This is a genomic window from Enterobacter sp. JBIWA003, from assembly GCF_019968825.1.
Classification (GTDB): Bacteria; Pseudomonadota; Gammaproteobacteria; order Enterobacterales; family Enterobacteriaceae; genus Enterobacter; species Enterobacter quasiroggenkampii.
In genome coordinates this window covers 4,504,594-4,525,675 of the sequence record NZ_CP074170.1, presented here as the reverse complement: position 1 = coordinate 4,525,675, position 21,082 = coordinate 4,504,594, and the positions used below count along the sequence as shown (strand labels likewise).

The following is a 21,082-nucleotide window of genomic DNA, read 5'->3' as shown; positions in this document are numbered from 1 at the left end:
TGAATTCCTTACTGCGCCTGCACGCGCAGCTCTGCTGCGCTACGACTACGGTGACCCAACAGGGCTTTAACATCGCTGGACTTCGGCTTAACCAGCGCGAATTTCGCAGAGAACGCCGGCCAGTTCGCCAGGATCTCTTCGCCGCGCGAAGAACCGGTATGCTGCACGTGTTCGGTAATCAAACCCCGCAGGTGTTCTTCGTGGATAGCCAGCGTGTCAACGTCCAGCACTTCCACCAGCTCCGGGTTCACGCGTTTGCGGAACTCACCGTCTTCATCCAGGACGTAGGCAAAACCACCCGTCATGCCTGCGCCGAAGTTCACGCCGGTTTTACCCAGAACGCAAACAATCCCGCCCGTCATGTATTCACAACCGTTATCGCCAATGCCTTCCACCACGGTGATGGCACCGGAGTTACGCACCGCAAAACGCTCGCCCGCACGACCTGCTGCGAACAGACGACCGCCGGTCGCGCCGTACAGGCAGGTGTTACCGATAATGCTGGCTTCATGGCTGCGGAAGGCTGAGCCGACCGGAGGACGCACCGCCAGCAGACCACCCGCCATGCCTTTGCCGACGTAGTCGTTGGCATCGCCAGTCAGATACAGCTCAACGCCGCCTGCGTTCCACACGCCGAAGCTCTGACCCGCGGTACCGCTGAAGTGCGCGGTAATCGGATCGGCCGCCAGCCCCTGGTCACCGTGCGTTTGCGCGATGTAACCGGAGAGGGAGGCACCCACGGAACGGTCGGTGTTGCGGATATCAAACCAGAACGTTTTGCTCTGCTTGTCGTCCACATACGGCTTCGCCTGCTGCAACAGCTGCGCGTTCAGCACGCCGTTATCGAACGGCGGGTTGTTCTCGGTGCAGTAGACCGCTTTGCCAGGGTGCGGCTGCGCGGTTTCCAGCAGCTTGCTCAACTCCAGCTTCTGCTGCTTGGCGGTGAAGCCTTCCAGCTCTTTCAGCAGATCGGTGCGGCCAATCAGGTCTACCAGACGCTTCACGCCCAGCTGCGCCATCAGCTCGCGGGTTTCGCGGGCGATGAACTCAAAGTAGTTGGTCACTTTGAACGGCAGGCCGTGATAGTGGTTCTTACGCAGCTTCTCGTCCTGGGTTGCAACGCCGGTTGCGCAGTTGTTCAGGTGGCAAATACGCAGGTATTTACAGCCCAGCGCGACCATTGGACCGGTACCGAAACCGAAGCTTTCCGCACCGAGGATCGCCGCCTTGATGATGTCGAGGCCGGTTTTCAGACCGCCATCCACCTGCAGGCGGATCTTATGACGCAGACCGTTAGCCACCAGCGCCTGCTGGGTTTCCACCAGGCCAAGCTCCCACGGACAGCCTGCATATTTCACGGAGGAGAGCGGGCTTGCACCGGTACCGCCGTCATAACCGGCGATGGTGATAAGGTCCGCATAGGCCTTCGCCACGCCGGTCGCGATGGTGCCGACGCCCGGTTCGGAAACCAGCTTCACGGAGATCATCGCCTTCGGGTTGACCTGCTTCAGGTCGAAAATCAGCTGCGCCAGGTCCTCGATAGAGTAGATATCGTGGTGCGGCGGCGGGGAGATCAGCGTCACGCCCGGTACCGAGTAGCGCAGTTTGGCGATGTACGGCGTAACTTTATCACCCGGTAACTGACCGCCTTCGCCCGGTTTCGCACCCTGAGCGACCTTAATCTGAATCACGTCGGCATTGACCAGGTACGCTGGCGTCACGCCAAAGCGGCCGGATGCCACCTGCTTGATACGGGACACCTTGTTGGTGCCGTAACGGGCCGGATCTTCACCGCCTTCGCCGGAGTTAGAGTTGCCGCCGATGCTGTTCATGGCTTCCGCCAGCGCTTCGTGGGCTTCAGGGCTCAGGGCGCCGATGGACATCGCCGCGGTATCGAAGCGTTTGAACAGTTCGGATGCCGGCTCAACGTCGTCAATGCTGACCGCTTCATCACCCGGATTCAGGGCAATGAGGTCGCGCAGCGTTGCTGCCGGACGGTTGTTCACCAGCTCAGCGTACTGCTGATAATCACGGTATTCGCCGCTCTGAACCGCCTGCTGCAGCGTGCGCACCACGTCCGGGTTGTAGGCGTGGTATTCGCCGCCGTGAACGTATTTCAGCAGACCGCCCTGATCCAGCGGCTTACGTGCCAGCCAGGCGCGTTTGGACAGGTTCACCAGATCCTGCTGGAAGTCAGCAAAACCGGCGCCGCCGATGCGGCTGACCACGCCCTGGAAGCAGAGGTTGGCGACCTCGTCATGCAGGCCGACCGCTTCAAACAGCTTCGAGCAGCGGTAGGAGGCAATGGTCGAGATGCCCATTTTGGACATGATCTTGTACAGGCCTTTGTTGATGCCGTTACGGTAGTTCAGCATCACCGCGCGGTAATCTTTGTCGATCGCGCGGGTATCCACCAGACGGGCCAGCGTTTCGTAGGCCAGGTACGGATAGATCGCCGTCGCGCCAAAGCCCAGCAGCACGGCAAAGTGGTGCGGATCACGCGCGCTTGCGGTTTCAACAATGATGTTGGCGTCGCAGCGCAGGCTCTTATCGACCAGACGCGTCTGGATAGCGCCCACTGCCATCGGGGCTGGTACCGGCAGACGGTTTTTCGCGATGTTACGGTCGGACAATACCAGCAGCACGGTACCGTTACGCACCATCTGTTCGGCTTTGTCACACAGCGCATTCACCGTCTCTTCGAGGCTCGCTTCGTTCACGTCGAAGGTAATGTCGAGCGTGTCGGCGCGGTAGTGCTCCTCTTTCATGGTGGTGAGCTGTTTGAAATCGGAGTACAGCAGGATCGGCGATTTAAAGGTCAGACGGTGCGCCTGGCCTTCGGCCTCGCAGAAGACGTTCATCTCGCGACCGATGCTGGTGGCTAGCGACATCACGTGTGCTTCACGCAGCGGGTCGATTGGCGGGTTAGTCACCTGCGCGAACTGCTGACGGAAGTAGTCATAGATGATGCGCGGCTGGCTGGAGAGCACGGCAAACGGGGTATCGTCACCCATCGAGCCGACCGCTTCCTGGCCGTTTTCACCGAGCACGCGGATGACGGAGTCCAGCTCTTCTGCGCTGTAGTTAAATTGCTTCTGGTAGCTGGCGAGGGTGTCATCGTCCAGCTCGCGGCTGCCCACTTCTTCGTCCGACAGATCTTCAAACGGCACCAGACGACGCACGTTTTTCTCCATCCACTCTTTGTACGGGTGGCGGCTCTTCAGATCGTTGTCGGTTTCGGCGGAGTGCAGGATGCGCCCACCGCGGGTGTCGATCACCATCAGCTCGCCCGGACCGACGCGGCCTTTCTCGACCACTTCGTCTGGCTGGTAATCCCAGATGCCGACTTCAGAGGCACAGGTGATGAGCTTGTCTTTGGTGATGACGTAGCGCGCCGGACGCAGGCCGTTACGGTCCAGGTTACAGGCGGCAAAACGACCGTCGGACATGACGATGCCCGCCGGACCGTCCCACGGCTCCATGTGCATGGAGTTAAAGTCGAAGAACGCGCGCAGCTCAGGATCCATATCCGGGTTGTTCTGCCAGGCCGGTGGCACGAGCAGACGCATAGCACGCACGATATCCATCCCGCCCGCCAGCAGCAGTTCCAGCATGTTATCCATTGAGCTGGAGTCCGAGCCGGTTTCGTTCACGAACGGCGCGGCATCGTGCAGATCGGGGATCAGCGGCGTCTGGAATTTATAGGTACGGGCGCGGGCCCACTGGCGGTTACCGGTGATGGTGTTGATCTCGCCGTTGTGCGCCAGGTAGCGGAACGGCTGAGCCAGCGGCCAGCGTGGTACGGTGTTGGTGGAGAAGCGCTGGTGGAACAGGCAAATGGCCGATTCCAGACGCAGGTCCGCCAGGTCCAGGTAGAAGCGCGGCAGGTCAGCCGGCATACACAGACCTTTATAGATGTTCACCAGGTTAGAGAGGCTACAGACGTAGAACTCTTTATCGTCCTGGAGACGTTTTTCAATGCGGCGGCGGGCAATAAACAGACGGCGTTCCATATCACGCGGACGCCAGCCCGCAGGCGCGTTGACGAAAATCTGTTCAATACGAGGCAGCGAGGAGAGGGCGATTTCACCGAGCACCCCTTCGTTGGTTGGCACATCGCGCCAGCCGACAATCGACAGGGTTTCACGCTGAAGTTCTTCTTCGACGATGCGGCGTGAGGCGGCAGCCTTTTCAGGATCCTGATTCAGGAACAGCATGCCGACAGCGTAGTTTTTGGCTAAACGCCAGCCGCGCTCTTCCGCCACGATACGGAAGAAACGATCCGGTTTTTGCAGCAGCAGGCCGCAACCGTCGCCGGTTTTACCATCGGCAAGGATGGCGCCACGGTGCTGCATACGGGCCAGTGCGTGAATAGCAGTACGCACTACCTTGTGGCTAGGTTCGCCTTCTATGTGGGCGATCAGGCCGAAACCACAGTTATCCTTCTCAAGGGATTTATCGTACAACATATCAGTGAACCTCCCCAGGCTCGTCGGGCTTCCCACTGAACTTTACCGTGGCGCACAGGCACAGAAAGAGCATGGCGACGGGGTTTGCGTTTCATACGCGGACCTCGCATTCGCCCTCTTTTTCATCCTTTCGCGCAGGTAAACAAGTTTGAGGACTTGCTTCAGAGGGAATCTCAATTACTGCATAAATATGATGAGCAGGCCGCTCATCCAGAAAGCTTCCAGCGGATTTCCAACTTATCGGGAATTGGTACACAGGTCAAATGGCAATCTTATTTATACAAAAATGTGCTAAAGAGTGATTATCTGATTGTTTCTAAAGGTTATTTAACTAGTTTTACATTGATTGAATGCCCTGAAAGAGCGCAGCGGAGTGTGATCTGACTCACTATATGAAAGCGGTATTATCAATGTAGCGTGCTGAATAGCGGTTTTATAGCAGAATAATAATCTGGCATTGTCTGCAAACCCGCATAAACACACTGTTTTTCAGTGCTGGCGTTATAAATGAAAAAAACAATCAGAACATAAGGAAAAGTAATCACGTACGGCGTGAATGAAATTGCAGTAATCCTGAGTATTTATTCATATAGATAAAGGCCGTCCAGGGCGATTGATCCAGGTCATCGCCGAAAGAGGCTAAAAATGGCAGGCTTGTCCCCTTTCTTCGGGACGGTCTATCAGATTATGCAGTTACAGAAATTAGTCAATATGTTTGGTGGGGATCTTTTGCAGCGGTACGGGCAAAAGGTTCATAAGCTGACGCTGCACGGCGGGTTTAGCTGCCCGAATCGCGACGGCACCATCGGGCGCGGCGGCTGCACCTTCTGTAACGTCGCGTCGTTTGCCGATGAGGCGCAGCAGCACCATTCTATCGCTGAGCAGCTTGCCCACCAGGCCAGCCTGGTGAACCGCGCGAAGCAGTATCTGGCCTATTTTCAGGCTTATACCAGCACGTGGGCGGAGGTGCAGGTACTGCGTTCGATGTATCAGCAGGCCGTCAGCCAGGCCAGTATCGTTGGGCTGTGCGTGGGAACGCGTCCGGACTGCGTTCCGGACGCGGTGCTGGACCTGCTCAGCGAGTACAAAGAACAAGGCTACGAGATCTGGCTGGAGCTGGGCTTGCAAACGGCACATGACAAAACGCTGCACCGAATTAACCGTGGGCATGATTTTGCCTGCTACCAGCGCACCACGCGCCTGGCCCGCGAGCGCGGGCTGAAGGTCTGTTCGCACCTGATTGTTGGGTTACCCGGCGAAGGTCAACAGCATGGCCTTGAAACGCTGGAAAAAGTCGTTGAAACCGGCGTGGACGGCATCAAGCTGCATCCGCTGCATATCGTGAAAGGCAGCATTATGGCGAAAGCCTGGGAGGCCGGGCGGTTAAGCGGTATCGAGCTTGAGGACTATACGGTGACGGCGGGGGAGATGATTCGCCACACGCCGCCGGAGATTGTCTACCACCGCATCTCGGCCAGCGCCCGCCGTCCAACGCTTCTGGCACCGCTGTGGTGTGAGAACCGCTGGACGGGGATGGTGGAAATAGACCGCTACCTGCAGGAGAACGGCGTACAGGGTTCGGCGCTGGGCCGCCCGTGGGTTCCCCGTTTACCTGCGACGGCCGCCTAACAAACTCCCCAGCATGCCGCGCACGATCTGATTGGTGACCTGTCGGGCTGCGCTTTTCGCCATGGTCTGCACTACGCCATCGCGCTTGCCGCCGCGCGGCCCGGTGCTGCCGAACAGAATGTCTTTGAGCCCACCAAGAATGCCGTCATCCACGGCGACTGATTGCCCTTTAGCGGCAGGTGCATCCTGCGATTCCGTTGTCGCCTGGACCCCTTTTTGCAGCATCTCGAACGCGGACTCGCGATCCACCTCGTCTTCGTATTTCCCGTAAACCGGAGAGTGGTTAATCAGGCCGTTGCGCTCATCGTCGGTCACCGGCCCCATGCGCGAGCAAGGTGCAATGACCATGGCGCGTTCCACCACGGACGGGCTGCCCTTCGCATCGAGGAACGAGATCAGCGCTTCACCGGTGCCTAACGCCTGAATCGCCGCTTCGGTATCAAAGGCCGGATTGGCGCGCATGGTTTGCGCGGCGGCTTTCACCGCTTTCTGATCTTTCGGCGTAAAGGCGCGCAGGGCATGCTGCACGCGGTTGCCGAGCTGCCCGAGCACGTTGTCGGGGATATCCGACGGGTTTTGCGAGACAAACCAGACGCCGACGCCTTTGGAGCGGATCAGGCGGATAACCTGTTCGATCTTATCCAGCAGTACCTGAGGTGCATCGTTAAACAGCAGATGCGCTTCGTCAAAGAAGAAGACCAGCTTCGGTTTTTCCAGATCGCCTGCTTCAGGTAATTGTTCATAGAGTTCGGAGAGCATCCACAGCAGGCTGGCGGCGTAGAGTTTCGGCATCTGGTAGAGCTTCTCTGAGCTCAGGATGTTGATAATGCCTTTGCCACTGCTGTCGGTGCGCATCCAGTCTTTGATATCCAGCATGGGTTCACCAAAGAAATGTTCAGCGCCCTGTTGCTCAAGCGTCAGTAGCCCACGCTGAATAGCGCCCACCGAGGCGCTGCTGATGTTGCCGTACTGGTTCTGGAAGGATTTGGCGTTATCGCCGATGTACTGCGTAATGGCGCGCAGATCTTTGAAATCAAGCAGCAGTAGCCCCTGGTCATCGGCAATGCGGAAGATAATATTCAGCACGCCGGACTGCACGTCGTTGAGGTTAAGCAGACGGGCCAGCAGCAGCGGGCCAAGATCGGAGACGGTGGCGCGTACCGGGTGGCCTTTTTCACCGAAGATGTCCCACACCACCACCGGGTTACCGTGCGGCGTCCAGTCCGTGATGCCAATATTTTTCAGCCGTTCGAGCAGTTTTTCAGAGGCCGTCCCTTCCTGAGCCACACCGGTTAAATCGCCTTTTACGTCAGCCATAAAGACCGGTACGCCAATCTCCGAAAGCGACTCCGCCAGCTTTTGCAGGGTGACGGTTTTCCCCGTCCCGGTCGCGCCGGTGATCAGACCGTGGCGGTTCGCCATCGCGGGCAGTAAATAGAGCTCTTTTTCCAGCGTCCGGGCAATTAACAATGGTGTACTCATGATGCGCTTCCTCTCTTAGTCCTGGGTGGAGTATAGGCAACCTGATAGCAATTTGGTTGAGTAAATTCCTGACTTTGCGGCGCATTATCCAGCGCGGACTATGCTTTTGCATACGGTTCACAAAATAGTGGGAAACTATGTCCAGATTCTTCTTTAACGATCGCAAACAGCTGGTCAACGATGCCATTGAAGGCATACTGCTTTCTGCGCCACATGCCAATCTCGTCAAGCTTGATATCGATCCGGCCATCAGGATCGTCGCACGCGGCGACTGGGACAAAAGCCGCGTGGCGGTGATCTCGGGCGGCGGCTCAGGCCACGAACCCGCACACGCCGGGTTTGTCGGCAAAGGGATGCTGACGGCGGCAGTGTGCGGCGATCTGTTTGCCTCGCCGAGCGTGGATGCGGTGCTGAATGCCATTGTCGCGGTCACGGGCGATCGCGGCTGTCTGCTGATCGTCAAAAACTACACCGGCGACCGCCTGAACTTTGGCCTGGCGGCCGAAAAGGCCAAGCGCTACGGCCTGAAGGTGGAGATGGTGATTGTGGCAGACGATATCGCGCTGCCGGATAACAAGCAGCCGCGCGGTATTGCCGGTACGGCACTGGTGCACAAGATTGCGGGCTATGCGGCGGAGCAGGGGAAATCGCTGAGTGAGGTGCGGGATATTGCGCAACAGGCCTGCGATAACCTCTGGAGCCTGGGCGTGGCGATGCAAACCTGCAACCTGCCGGGCAGCGACGATGAAGAGGGGCGCATTAAACAAGGCCATGTCGAGCTGGGCCTGGGCATTCACGGCGAGCCCGGGGCTTCCGTGGTGGATACGCAAAACAGCAAAGCCATTATCGACACCCTGGTGACGCCGTTAAGCGCGCAGGCGGGTGAGGGGCGTTTTGCGGTGCTGATTAACAATCTTGGCGGCGTATCGGCGCTGGAGATGGCGCTGCTGACCAAAGAGCTGGCGCATTCGGCGCTGAAAGAGAATATCGCGTACCTGATTGGCCCAGCGCCGCTGGTCAGCGCGCTGGATATGAAAGGCTTTTCTCTGACGCTGCTGAAGCTCAACGATTTCTTCGAAAAGGCGATTCACGCCGACGTCGAGACGCTGGGCTGGCAGAAGCCCGTCGCGTTTGCGCCACTGCGCACCGTGGCGCATAGCGCCATTCATGACCGTGTGGAGTATACCCCCTCTGACAATCCCCAGGTGCGTGCGTTTGTCTCCTCCGTGTCGACAACGCTAATCCAGCTGGAAAACCGCCTGAACGCGCTGGATGCCAGGGTGGGGGATGGCGATACCGGCTCTACCTTTGCGCAAGGGGCGCGGGATATTGCGCAGCGCCTGGAGGAGAACACGCTCCCGCTTAATGACGTGTCTAAGCTGCTGCTGCTGGTTGGCGAGCGTCTAGCCACGGTGATGGGCGGGTCGAGCGGGGTGCTGATGTCGATCTTCTTCACCGCGGCCGGGCAAAAGCTTCACGATGGTCAGACGCTCCCGGAGGCCTTGCTCAGCGGACTTGCGCAGATGAAGCAGTACGGCGGAGCGGATCTTGGCGATCGCACGCTGATCGATGCGCTGCAACCGGCGCTGGAGGCGTTACAGAAAGGCAATATTCAGGCGGCAGCGCAGGCCGCGCAGCAGGGCGCAGAAGCAACGGCAAAAATGGCGAAAGCCGGCGCGGGACGCTCGTCGTATGTCAATAAAGAGAACCTGGATGGGGTGATGGATCCGGGAGCGGTCGCGGTAGCGGAAGTATTTAACGTATTGGCGCAGCAGTGAAAGTAGGCCGGGTAAGGCGAAGCCATTACCCGGCAATGTCATATCAGAAATCTGCTTTCAACACCACGCGGTAACGGGCTTTGCCGTCGCGCACGTGCTGGATCGCTTCGTTGATTTTCGACATCGGATACAGTTCGGTGGTCGGCGCCACTTTGGTGCGTCCGGCAAATTTCATCAGTTTGCGCAACTCGTACGGCGTACCGGTAGCGGAGCCTGACACGCTGCGATCCCCACCGATCAGGGTAAACGCCGGAACCGGCAGCGGCTTCATCACCGCACCCACGGTATGGAAGTTACCGCCGTAGGCCAGCGCTTCAAAGTACGGCTGCCAGTCGAGATCCACGTTAACGGTGTTGATGATCAGGTCAAACTGGCCCGCCAGCGCGTTCAGCGCTTGCGGATCGCGGCTGTTCACCACTTTATCCGCCCCCATCGCCAGCACTTCTTTCTCTTTCGCCGGGTTCGAGCTGAACGCCGTGACTTCACAGCCCATCGCGTGCAGCAGCTTAATGGCAATATGCCCCAGTCCGCCGATACCGATGACGCCGACGCGGCTGGTGGCGGTGATATGGTGCATTAGCAGCGGTTTGAAGACGGTGATACCACCACACAGCAGCGGACCGGCGGATTCGATATCAATGCTTTCCGGCAGCGGGATAACCCATTGCCAGTCGGCGCGCAGTTTATCGGCAAAACCGCCTTTGTTCAGAATGGTGGGAACGGCGCCTTCGAGGCAGTTGATCTGATTGCCGCTGATACAGGCATCGCAGTGACCACAGCTGCGCGCTGTCCAGCCAATGCCTACGCGCTGGCCCACTTTCAGCCCTTTGTCCTGCGCGGCGCTACCGAGCGCCACGACGCGGCCAATGACTTCGTGTCCGGCAACCAGCGGATAGCTGGAGAAGCCCCATTCGTTATCGATCATCGAGAGATCCGAGTGGCAGATCCCGCAGTAATCAACCTGTACTTCGACGTCTTCTGCTTTTAGTTCGCCCGCATCGTACTCGTACAGCTCAAGTTCTGCACCCGCCTGCGGTGCGGCGTAGCTTTTTATCTTTGACATCGTGTTTCCCCCGTTGTGGTGTGAACTGAGAGTGTAGAGCATTCAGTTTACAGCCGCTTAACAGAAGAGGGCAGGAACGAAAGTTACAGACTTTTCAGCATCCTGACTTCGCAATCAACGTGGCCGGTACAGCCCAGCGGCGCATCGATATGCTCAAAGCCCAGATGTTCATACAGGCCGATGGCCTCTTTGAGGAAGGCGGTCGTTTCCAGGTAGCAGCGGGTAAAGCCCTGCTTGCGCGCGTGGTCCAGCGCCATCAGCGCCAGCTTTTTGGCCAGTCCTTGTCCGCGTGCCGTTGGCAGGAAATACATTTTTTGCAGTTCGCAGATATCCGGCTCGCTGCAACTGAGGGGCGCCACGCCGCCGCCGCCGACTACCTGGCCGTTCTGCTCGATTACCCAGTAGGCATGTCCCGGCTGGCTGTAAAGCTGGAAAAGCGCGTCCAGATTCGGGTCGGCAACCGTGTAGCCTTTGTCAGCCGTCAGGCCATATTCGGCAGAAACGGTGCGAATAACGGCGGCGATAGCCGGATTATCCTGCTCAGTGATCCGACGCATCGTCGTCGCGACGGGGGTAATCACGCTCATAGCATTACTCATTACAAAAATTGACACATAACTGCTGTTAATAGCACCGCAGAAAGGGGAGTGCAAGCGAGGAGTTTTCAGGAAGGTTACCCCTTACGCCCTGAAGCGTAAGGGGTAAAAGCATTACAGGGCAGCGATAACCGCCTGCTGCTCAATCAGCTTGGTCTTCGCATCGGCGAAGGCAACCAGACGCTCACGCTCTTTCGCGATGACCGCTTCCGGCGCGCGGGCAACAAAGCCTTCGTTCGCCAGTTTGCTTTCGATTTTGCCAATTTCCACGTCGACCTTCGCCACTTCTTTCGCCAGACGAGCCAGCTCAGCGTCTTTGTCGATGAGACCCGCCATTGGGATCAGCAGCTCGGCACCGTCGATGATTTTGGTCACGGAAACCGGACCTTTATCATCCGCAGGCAGCACGGTGATGCTTTCCAGACGCGCCATGGTTTTCAGGAAGGTGTTGTTCTCGGTGACGCGACGAATGGCCGCTTCGCTGCAGCCGCGCAGCAGCAGCTCCAGCGGTTTGCCCGGGGCGATGTTCATTTCAGCACGAATGTTACGTACCGCCACGATCGCCTGCTTCAGCCACTCGGTATCCGCAGACGCCGCTTCATCGACTTTCGCCGCATCGAATGCCGGGAACGGCTGCAGCATGATGGTGTCGGCGTTGATGCCTGCAATCACCTTCACGCGCTGCCAGATGGTCTCGGTGATGAATGGAATAACCGGGTGCGCCAGGCGCAGCAGGCCTTCCAGAACGGTAATCAGCGTGTTACGCGTGCCGCGCAGCTCTGCCTCAGTGCCGCCGTTCATGACCGGCTTCGCCAGCTCCAGATACCAGTCACAGAACTGGTTCCAGGTGAATTCATACAGAATGCCCGCCGCGATGTCGAAGCGGTAGCTGTCCAGCGCCTCGCGGAACGCTTTCACCGTCTGGTTGAATTCCGCAAGGATCCAGCGGTCAGCCAGGGAGAGAGTCATCTCGCCGCCGTTGAAGCCGCAATCCTGATCTTCGGTGTTCATCAGCACGAAGCGGCTGGCGTTCCACAGCTTGTTACAGAAGTTACGGTAACCTTCCAGACGCTTCATGTCCCAGTTGATGTCACGACCGGTCGAGGCCAGTGCCGCCAGGGTGAAACGCAGGGCGTCGGTACCGTGAGCCTCAATCCCGTTCGGGAACTGCTTCTCGGTGCGCTTGCGGATTTTCTCCGCCAGCTGCGGCTGCATCATGTTGCCGGTGCGTTTTTCCAGCAGCTCTTCCAGAGAGATACCATCAACCATATCCAGCGGGTCGATGACGTTACCCTTGGATTTGGACATCTTCTGGCCTTCGTCGTCGCGGATCAGACCGGTCATGTAGACGGTATGGAACGGAACCTGCGGCTTGCCGTCTTCATCTTTGATGAAGTGCATAGTCATCATGATCATGCGGACAATCCAGAAGAAGATAATGTCGAAGCCGGACACCATCACGCTGGTTGGGTGGAACTGACGCAGCGCGTCGGTGTTTTCTGGCCAGCCGAGGGTGGAGAAGGTCCACAGCGCGGAGGAGAACCAGGTATCCAGCACGTCTTCGTCCTGACGCAGGGCTACGTCAGCGCTCAGGTTGTTTTCCTGACGCACTTCATCTTCGCTGCGGCCAACGTAAACGTTGCCGTCGTTGTCGTACCATGCCGGGATACGGTGACCCCACCACAGCTGACGGGAGATACACCAGTCCTGAATATCGCGCATCCAGGAGAAGTACATGTTTTCGTATTGCTTCGGTACGAACTGAATGCTGCCGTTTTCAACCGCTTCCACAGCCGGTTTCGCCAGCACGTCGGCACGTACGTACCACTGGTCGGTCAGCATTGGCTCGATAACCACGCCACCACGGTCGCCGTACGGCACGGTCAGGTCGTGAGGCTTGATCTCTTCCAGCAGGCCCAGTGCGTCAACGGCAGCCACAATCGCTTTACGCGCGGCAAAGCGTTCCAGCTTCTGGAACTCGGCCGGGATGTCGCTGGAATAAACGTCGGATTCGTTGCCTTTGGTGTCGTACACTTCTGCGCTTTCGCGGATATCGCCGTCGAAGGTCAGAATGTTGATCATCGGCAGGGCGTGACGACGACCCACTTCATAGTCGTTGAAGTCGTGCGCCGGGGTGATTTTCACGCAGCCGGTGCCTTTTTCCATGTCGGCGTGTTCGTCGCCCACAATCGGAATACGGCGGTTTACCAGCGGCAGCACCACGAATTTGCCAATCAGATCTTTATAACGCGGATCTTCCGGGTTAACGGCCACGCCGGTATCGCCCAGCAGGGTTTCCGGACGGGTGGTCGCGACCACCAGGTAATCTTTACCGTCGGCGGTTTTTGCGCCGTCGGCCAGCGGATAGCGGATATGCCACATGGAGCCCTTGGACTCGCGGTTTTCCACTTCCAGGTCAGAAATTGCGGTGCGCAGTTTCGGATCCCAGTTGACCAGGCGTTTGCCACGGTAAATCAGGTCTTCTTTGTACAGACGGACGAAGACTTCTTTCACGGCGTTGGAGAGGCCTTCATCCATGGTGAAGCGCTCGCGCTCCCAGTCCACGGAGTTACCGAGGCGGCGCATCTGACGGGTAATCGTGCCGCCGGATTCCGCTTTCCACTGCCAGATTTTGTCGATGAACGCGTCGCGACCGTAGTCGTGGCGGGTTTTCCCTTCTTCAGCGGCAATTTTACGCTCAACCACCATCTGGGTCGCGATACCCGCGTGGTCAGTCCCCGCCTGCCACAGTGTGTTTTTACCCTGCATGCGCTGGTAGCGGATCATGGTGTCCATGATGGTCTGCTGGAAAGCATGACCCATATGCAAACTGCCGGTGACGTTCGGCGGCGGGATCATGATGCAGAAGGACTCTTTGCTTTCGTCGCCGTTAGGCTTGAAATAGCCCTGCTGTTCCCAGTGCTCGTAAAGCGGCTGTTCGATATCGCGTGGGTTATATGTCTTTTCCATTATTTCCAGGTTGCCGTATTCAGGTTAAAACCAGCCAGGCGGTACGCTTTATAGCGTTCGCGCGCCAGTTGTTTCAAAGATTCTTCGTAAGGGACAAAGTCTACCACTTCTGTGAAAGCGGTGGCAAAATCTGCAAAATCTATCCGCAGGCTAATCAGAATGTCGCGCGCGCTGCTGTTGCGCTTTTGCGGCCAGGCAATTTCAACCGGTGCCCCGACGCGTGGCCCTTCGCCTGACAGGTTATGCGGAACAAAACTCTCCGGCGGGCGAGCCCACAGCGCTTCATCGAGACGAATGGCCTGCTGCTCATCTTCACAGGCGATCAACACGCGTTTGCCTGCGCGCCAACGTTCTGCGGCAATTTCACACACCAGCTGTTCGACGGCGCTGAGGCCATCCTGATGGGTGTCGTTGTCCAGAAGGTAGAACGTTGCATTCTTCATATATGGGGCTTCTTAGTTTTGGATTCAAATGCAAAGCCGGGTGGCGCTACGCTTACCCGGCCTACGGTTGAATGACGTTGTAGGCCGGGTAAGGCGAAGCCGCCACCCGGCATTTTATATCATTCGTCGCCGTTAAAACCCGCACGATTGAGCAGGAACTGCGACAGCAGCGCTACCGGACGACCGGTTGCGCCTTTGGCCTTGCCGGATCGCCATGCGGTACCCGCGATATCCAGGTGCGCCCAGTTGTACTTACGGGTGAAACGCGCCAGGAAGCAGCCCGCGGTGATCGCCCCGCCAGGACGTCCGCCGATGTTCGCCATATCCGCGAAGTTAGACTCCAGCTGCTCCTGATATTCGTCACCCAGCGGCAGACGCCATGCGCGGTCACCGGCCTGCTCCGAGGCACCAATCAGCTCGTGCGCCAGTGGATTGTGGTTCGACATCAGGCCTGTAATGTGGTGGCCCAGCGCAATCACACAGGCGCCGGTGAGCGTGGCGACGTCAATGACCGCTTCAGGTTCGAAGCGCTCAACGTAGGTCAGCACATCGCAGAGTACCAGACGGCCTTCGGCGTCGGTGTTCAGTACTTCAACGGTCTGGCCGGACATGGTGGTCAGGACGTCACCCGGACGATAAGCGCGACCGCCAGGCATGTTTTCGCAGCCCGCCAGAACGCCGATCACGTTGATGGGCAACTGAAGTTCCGCGACCATGCGCATGACGCCGTAAACCGCCGCCGCGCCGCACATGTCATACTTCATCTCGTCCATGCCTTCGGCAGGCTTGATGGAGATACCGCCGGAATCGAAGGTCAGGCCTTTACCGACCAGCACGACAGGGCGCGCGTCTTCGGCCGGGTTGCCCTTGTACTCGATGACGGACATCAGGGATTCGTTCTGCGAACCGTTACCGACTGCCAGGTAAGAGTGCATTCCCAGCTCTTTCATCTGCTGTTCGCCGATGACGCGGGTAATGACGTTTTTGCTGTAGGCGTCGGCCAACTGACGTGCCTGAGAGGCCAGGTACGCCGCGTTACAGATGTTGGGTGGCATGTTGCCGAGATCTTTAGCCGCTTTAATGCCGGCAGCAATCGCCAGACCATGCTGGATCGCGCGTTCGCCGCTGGTCAGTTCGCGACGGGTTGGCACGTTGAAGACCATTTTACGCAGCGGACGACGCGGCTCGCTTTTATTGGTCTTCAGCTGATCGAAGCTGTACAGGCTCTCTTTTGCCGTTTCGACCGCCTGACGCACTTTCCAGTAGGTGTTACGCCCTTTAACGTGCAGCTCGGTCAGGAAGCAGACGGCTTCCATTGAACCGGTATCATTCAGCGTATTGATTGTTTTCTGAATCACCTGCTTATACTGACGTTCATCCAGCTCGCGTTCTTTGCCGCAGCCAATCAGCAGAATGCGCTCTGAGAGTACGTTCGGAACATGGTGCAGTAACAGCGTCTGCCCAGGTTTGCCTTCCAGTTCGCCACGGCGCAGCAGGGCGCTAATATAGCCGTCACTGATTTTATCGAGTTGCTCGGCGATCGGGGAGAGTCGGCGTGGTTCAAAGACGCCCACAACGATGCAGGCACTCCGCTGTTTCTCCGGGCTACCGCTTTTTACACTGAACTCCATGCACTACGCTCCTGAATCTTAAAGACAACGGCGGCTGCTACGGATAGAATTGAAACCTTTCGTAACTCATGTCCGCTGTTGTGGTGACTTCGTGTTAATCTTACGTTACTACGGTTTCGACACGTCAGAAAAAGTCCTGAAGCGTGAATCCGCCGGATGTTTTAATCTTAGCGATGATTTCGACGACTCAAGAGAATAAATGACGTTTAAGCCATGAAACAAGCGATTTTCCAGCAAAGAGACGGGTTTTTACGGGCGTATTTAAAGTGATAATCATAAGATATCTGGTGCGGGAGACGCTCAAAAGCCAACTGGCGATCCTCTTCATCCTGCTGCTGATTTTTTTCTGTCAGAAGCTGGTTAAGATCCTCGGTGCGGCCGTTGACGGCGAAATTCCAACAAATCTGGTGCTTTCCCTGCTTGGTTTAGGGATCCCGGAAATGGCGCAGCTTATCCTGCCGCTAAGTCTTTTCCTTGGCCTGCTCATGACGCTTGGGAAACTCTATACCGAGAGTGAAATCACGGTGATGCATGCCTGTGGCCTGAGCAAAGCGGTCCTGGTGAAAGCCGCCATGATACTGGCGCTGTTCACGGGTATCGTTGCGGCGGTGAATGTGATGTGGGCGGGCCCCATGTCTTCCCGCCATCAGGATGAAGTGCTGGCCGAAGCGAAAGCCAACCCCGGCATGGCGGCGTTAGCCCAGGGGCAGTTCCAGCAGGCAACCGACGGAAACTCCGTGCTGTTTATTGAGAGCGTTGACGGCAGTAAATTCAACGATGTCTTCCTGGCGCAGCTGCGTCCTAAAGGTAACGCACGTCCTTCCGTGGTGGTGGCAGATTCCGGTCAGCTGGCTCAGCGCAAAGATGGTTCTCAGGTCGTGACGCTGAACAAAGGCACCCGTTTCGAAGGCACCGCGATGCTGCGTGACTTCCGAATTACGGATTTCCAGAACTATCAGGCCATTATCGGCCATCAGACGGTGTCGCTCGATCCAACCGATACCGAGCAAATGGACATGCGTACCCTCTGGAATACCGATACCAACCGCGCGCGCGCTGAGTTCCACTGGCGTATTACGCTTGTCTTCACCGTGTTTATGATGGCGCTGATTGTCGTTCCGCTGAGCGTGGTGAACCCGCGTCAGGGACGCGTGCTCTCTATGCTTCCGGCGATGCTGCTTTACCTGATCTATTTCCTGCTGCAAACCTCGATTCGCTCCAACGGCGCGAAGGGCAAGCTGGATCCCATGATCTGGACGTGGTTCGTCAACAGCCTGTACATCTTACTGGCGCTGGGGTTAAACCTGTGGGATACGGTGCCTGTGCGCCGCATACGTGCCCGATTCTCGCGTAAAGGAGCCATCTAATGCAGGCGTTTGGCGTTCTTGATCGCTATATCGGTAAAACCATTTTTACCACCATCATGATGACGTTGTTCATGCTGGTGTCGCTCTCCGGCATTATCAAATTTGTCGATCAGCTGAAAAAAGCCGGGCAGGGGAGCTATGACGCGCTGGGCGCGGGGATGTATACCCTGCTCAGCGTGCCGAAAGATGTGCAGATCTTCTTCCCGATGGCGGCCCTGCTGGGGGCGCTGCTGGGGCTGGGTATGCTGGCGCAGCGCAGCGAGCTGGTCGTTATGCAGGCCTCGGGTTTTACCCGCATGCAGGTCGCGCTGTCGGTAATGAAAACCGCCATCCCACTGGTGCTGTTGACCATGGCGATTGGCGAGTGGGTCGCGCCGCAGGGCGAACAGATGGCGCGTAACTATCGTGCTCAGGCGATGTACGGCGGCTCACTGCTCTCGACTCAGCAAGGTTTATGGGCCAAAGACGGAAAAAACTTCGTCTACATCGAACGGGTGAAGGGGAATGATGAACTGGGCGGAGTGAGCATCTACGCTTTCGATGACCAGCGCCGTCTGCAGTCCGTTCGCCACGCCTCTTCGGCGAAGTTTGACGCCGAACATAAGCAGTGGCGGTTGTCCCAGGTTGATGAATCTAACCTGACCGATCCGAAACAGATTACGGGTTCTCAGACGGTAACCGGTACGTGGAAAACCAACCTGACGCCCGATAAGCTCGGCGTCGTGGCGCTGGATCCTGACGCGCTCTCCATCAGCGGTTTGCACAACTATGTGAAATACCTGAAGTCGAGCGGACAGGATGCGGGACGCTATCAGCTCAACATGTGGAGCAAAATCTTCCAGCCGATGTCCGTGGCGGTAATGATGCTGATGGCGCTGTCGTTTATCTTCGGCCCGTTGCGCAGCGTGCCGATGGGGGTTCGCGTCGTGACCGGTATCAGCTTCGGCTTTGTGTTCTACGTGCTCGATCAGATCTTCGGTCCGCTGACACTGGTTTATGGCATTCCGCCGATTATCGGTGCGCTGCTGCCAAGCGCCAGCTTCCTCCTGATCAGTCTCTGGCTGCTGTTGAAACGCTCCTGATTGACCTTACCTCGCTTCCGGTTGCCCGGGAGCGAGGCTAATCTCCTGTTTCACCCCGCACTTTTTCTCACAACCTTCAACGTCCTGCCGCGAATTTGAGTATTATTGAGCGATAACGTCGTGAAGGGATCCTCTATGAAGCAAATTCGAATGCTTGCCCAGTATTACGTCGACCTGATGATGAAGCTTGGGCTGGTGCGTTTTTCCATGCTGCTTGCGCTGGCGCTGGTCGTTCTGGCCATTGTCGTGCAAATGGCGGTTACCATGGTTCTGCATGGTCAGGTCGAGAGTATCGACGTCATCCGCTCCATCTTCTTTGGCTTGCTTATTACTCCCTGGGCGGTCTATTTCCTTTCCGTAGTGGTTGAACAGCTGGAAGAGTCCCGTCAGCGTCTGTCTAAGCTGGTGGATAAACTGGAAGAGATGCGCGAGCGCGACCTCAAGCTCAACGTCCAGCTCAAAGACAACATTGCGCAGCTGAATCAGGAGATTTCAGATCGTGAGAAGGCGGAGGCCGAGCGTCAGGCCACCCTGGAGCAGCTGAAAATCGAAATGAAAGAGCGCGAGGTCACGCAGATCCAGCTTGAGCAGCAATCCTCTTTCCTGCGGTCGTTCCTGGATGCGTCGCCGGATCTGGTGTTTTACCGTAATGAAGATAAAGAATTTTCCGGCTGTAACCGGGCGATGGAATTGCTTACCGGGAAAAGCGAGAAGCAGCTGATTCACCTGAAGCCGCAGGACGTTTACTCTGAAGAGGCGGCGGCCAAGGTCATGGAGACCGACGAAAAAGTCTTCCGTCATAACGTCTCGCTGACCTATGAACAGTGGCTGGATTACCCGGACGGGCGCAAAGCCTGCTTTGAGATCCGTAAGGTGCCGTACTATGACCGCGTGGGCAAACGCCACGGCCTGATGGGCTTTGGCCGCGACATTACCGAGCGTAAGCGCTACCAGGATGCCCTGGAGCGTGCCAGCCGCGACAAGACCACCTTTATCTCCACCATCAGCCACGAGCTGCGTACGCCGCTTAACGGCATCGTCGGGTTGAGCCGTATTCTGCTGGATACCGACCTGACCGCAGAGCAGGAAAAATACCTCAAGACTATCCATGTCTCAGCGGTCACGCTGGGTAATATCTTCAATGATATTATTGATATGGATAAGATGGAGCGCCGCAAAGTTCAGCTTGATAACCAGCCGGTTGATTTCACCAGCTTCCTTGCCGATCTGGAAAACCTGTCCGGCCTGCAGGCGCAGCAGAAGGGCCTGAGCTTTGTTATGGAGCCCACCCTGCCGCTGCCGCATAAAGTGGTGACTGACGGTACGCGACTGCGCCAGATCCTGTGGAACCTGATCAGCAACGCGGTGAAATTCACCCAGAAGGGGCAGGTGGCGGTGCGTATCCGCTATGACGAAGGCGACATGCTGCACTTCGAGGTAGAGGACTCCGGAATTGGTATTCCGCAGGAGGAGCAGGACAAGATCTTTGCTATGTACTACCAGGTGAAAGACAGCAACGGCGGGAAACCGGCGACCGGAACAGGCATTGGCCTGGCGGTCTCTAAACGTCTGGCGAAGAGCATGGGCGGTGATATCACCGTAGCCAGCCAGCCGGGCAAAGGGTCAACCTTCACGCTGACGGTCCATGCGCCAGCGGTGGCGGAAGAGGTAGAAGATACCTTTGAAAATGACGATATGCCGCTGCCAGCCCTGCACGTCCTGCTGGTGGAAGACATTGAGCTGAACGTGATCGTGGCGCGCTCGGTGCTGGAAAAACTGGGCAACAGCGTGGATGTCGCGATGACCGGCAAAGCCGCGCTGGAGATGTTTAAACCCGGCGAATACGATCTTGTTCTGCTGGATATTCAATTACCGGATATGACCGGGCTGGATATCTCGCGCGAGCTGACGCGTCAGTACGCGGCCGACGAACTGCCGCCGCTGGTTGCCCTGACGGCGAACGTGCTGAAAGATAAAAAAGAGTATCTCGATGCCGGTATGGACGATGTACTCAGCAAGCCGCTGGCGGTGCCTGCTCTGACCGCTATGATCAAAAAGTTCTGGGATACCCATGATGAAGAGGAGAGCACCATGACGTCTGTTGATAGCGCAAAAGCCCAAACGATACTCGATACCGCGATGCTGGAGCAGTATATCGATCTGGTGGGGCCGAAACTGATTACCGACGGTTTGGCCGTGTTCGAAAAAATGATGCCGGGCTATCTGAGCGTGCTGGAATCCAACCTGACGGCCCGTGACCAGAAGGGTATCGTGGAAGAAGGACATAAAATCAAAGGTGCAGCCGGCTCGGTTGGCTTACGCCACCTGCAGCAACTGGGACAACAGATTCAGTCGCCTGATTTACCTGCATGGGAAGATAACGTGGGTGATTGGGTTGAAGAGATGAAGCAAGAGTGGCAAAACGATGTTGCGGTGCTTAAAGCCTGGGTTGACGCCAGAAAAAAATGACCCCGGATTAACCGGGGTGCGCGAATACTGCGCCAACACCAGGGAAATCGTGGCTGCGCCTGTTTTTAAACGTTATTTTCGAAAGGGCGCTGCCTGAAAAATT

12 protein-coding genes are annotated in these 21,082 nt (G+C 57.2%); 5 read left to right on the top strand and 7 right to left on the bottom strand.

Annotation, left to right across the window (positions count from 1 at the left end; genetic code table 11):
• Nucleotides 1-8 precede the first annotated feature (8 nt).
• Entirely contained in the window at nucleotides 9-4,469 is a 4,461-nt protein-coding gene (gene gltB, locus KGP25_RS21940) for a glutamate synthase large subunit (protein ID WP_048225139.1), read from the bottom strand.
• 687 nt (nucleotides 4,470-5,156) lie between these two features.
• Between gltB and KGP25_RS21935 the strand changes: the two genes are divergently transcribed.
• Nucleotides 5,157-6,098, top strand: a complete 942-nt coding sequence (locus tag KGP25_RS21935) for a TIGR01212 family radical SAM protein (protein WP_223540598.1) — start codon at nucleotides 5,157-5,159, stop codon at nucleotides 6,096-6,098.
• On the opposite strand, the gene KGP25_RS21930 is transcribed toward KGP25_RS21935, so the two are convergent.
• Nucleotides 6,078-7,580: a helicase HerA-like C-terminal domain-containing protein gene (locus KGP25_RS21930; protein WP_008502820.1), complete on the bottom strand. Its 1,503-nt coding sequence runs from the start codon at nucleotides 7,578-7,580 to the stop codon at nucleotides 6,078-6,080. The genes KGP25_RS21935 and KGP25_RS21930 overlap by 21 nt on opposite strands.
• 137 nt (nucleotides 7,581-7,717) lie before the next feature.
• On the opposite strand from KGP25_RS21930, the gene KGP25_RS21925 reads away from it, so the two are divergent.
• Complete coding sequence (locus KGP25_RS21925; protein ID WP_223539623.1) at nucleotides 7,718-9,358, top strand: dihydroxyacetone kinase subunit DhaK; 1,641 nt, start codon at nucleotides 7,718-7,720, stop codon at nucleotides 9,356-9,358.
• A gap of 43 nt (nucleotides 9,359-9,401) precedes the next feature.
• Here the strand turns inward: KGP25_RS21925 and KGP25_RS21920 are convergent, their stop codons facing one another.
• From KGP25_RS21920 to pepA, 5 genes are all read right to left on the bottom strand, one after another.
• A complete protein-coding gene (locus KGP25_RS21920; RefSeq protein WP_126534122.1) occupies nucleotides 9,402-10,421 on the bottom strand; it encodes an NAD(P)-dependent alcohol dehydrogenase in 1,020 nt (339 codons plus the stop codon).
• Nucleotides 10,422-10,504: 83 nt separating this feature from the next.
• A complete protein-coding gene (locus tag KGP25_RS21915; protein ID WP_111967955.1) occupies nucleotides 10,505-11,008 on the bottom strand; it encodes a GNAT family N-acetyltransferase in 504 nt (167 codons plus the stop codon).
• Between the two features lie 123 nt (nucleotides 11,009-11,131).
• On the bottom strand, nucleotides 11,132-13,987 hold the full coding sequence (locus KGP25_RS21910) for a valine--tRNA ligase (RefSeq protein ID WP_223539622.1): 2,856 nt from the start codon (nucleotides 13,985-13,987) through the stop codon (nucleotides 11,132-11,134).
• Nucleotides 13,987-14,430, bottom strand: coding sequence for a DNA polymerase III subunit chi (gene holC, locus KGP25_RS21905; protein WP_223539621.1), 444 nt, complete (start codon nucleotides 14,428-14,430; stop codon nucleotides 13,987-13,989). Before holC ends, KGP25_RS21910 begins: the two co-directional genes overlap by 1 nt.
• A 119-nt stretch (nucleotides 14,431-14,549) precedes the next feature.
• Nucleotides 14,550-16,061, bottom strand: coding sequence for a leucyl aminopeptidase (gene pepA / locus KGP25_RS21900; RefSeq protein WP_024906344.1), 1,512 nt, complete (start codon nucleotides 16,059-16,061; stop codon nucleotides 14,550-14,552).
• Between the two features lie 266 nt (nucleotides 16,062-16,327).
• Here pepA and lptF point away from each other — a divergent pair, with 266 nt between their 5' ends.
• The 3 genes from lptF to arcB all read left to right on the top strand — a co-directional run bounded on the left by lptF (nucleotide 16,328) and on the right by arcB (nucleotide 20,979).
• Nucleotides 16,328-17,428, top strand: a complete 1,101-nt coding sequence (gene lptF / locus KGP25_RS21895; protein ID WP_048028830.1) for an LPS export ABC transporter permease LptF — start codon at nucleotides 16,328-16,330, stop codon at nucleotides 17,426-17,428.
• Nucleotides 17,428-18,510 (top strand): LPS export ABC transporter permease LptG, encoded by a 1,083-nt coding sequence (lptG, locus tag KGP25_RS21890; protein ID WP_045910114.1) that lies wholly within the window; start codon nucleotides 17,428-17,430, stop codon nucleotides 18,508-18,510. Before lptF ends, lptG begins: the two co-directional genes overlap by 1 nt.
• 135 nt (nucleotides 18,511-18,645) lie before the next feature.
• Nucleotides 18,646-20,979, top strand: coding sequence for an aerobic respiration two-component sensor histidine kinase ArcB (arcB, locus tag KGP25_RS21885; RefSeq protein ID WP_048225127.1), 2,334 nt, complete (start codon nucleotides 18,646-18,648; stop codon nucleotides 20,977-20,979).
• The last annotated feature ends 103 nt before the right edge of the window (nucleotides 20,980-21,082 follow it).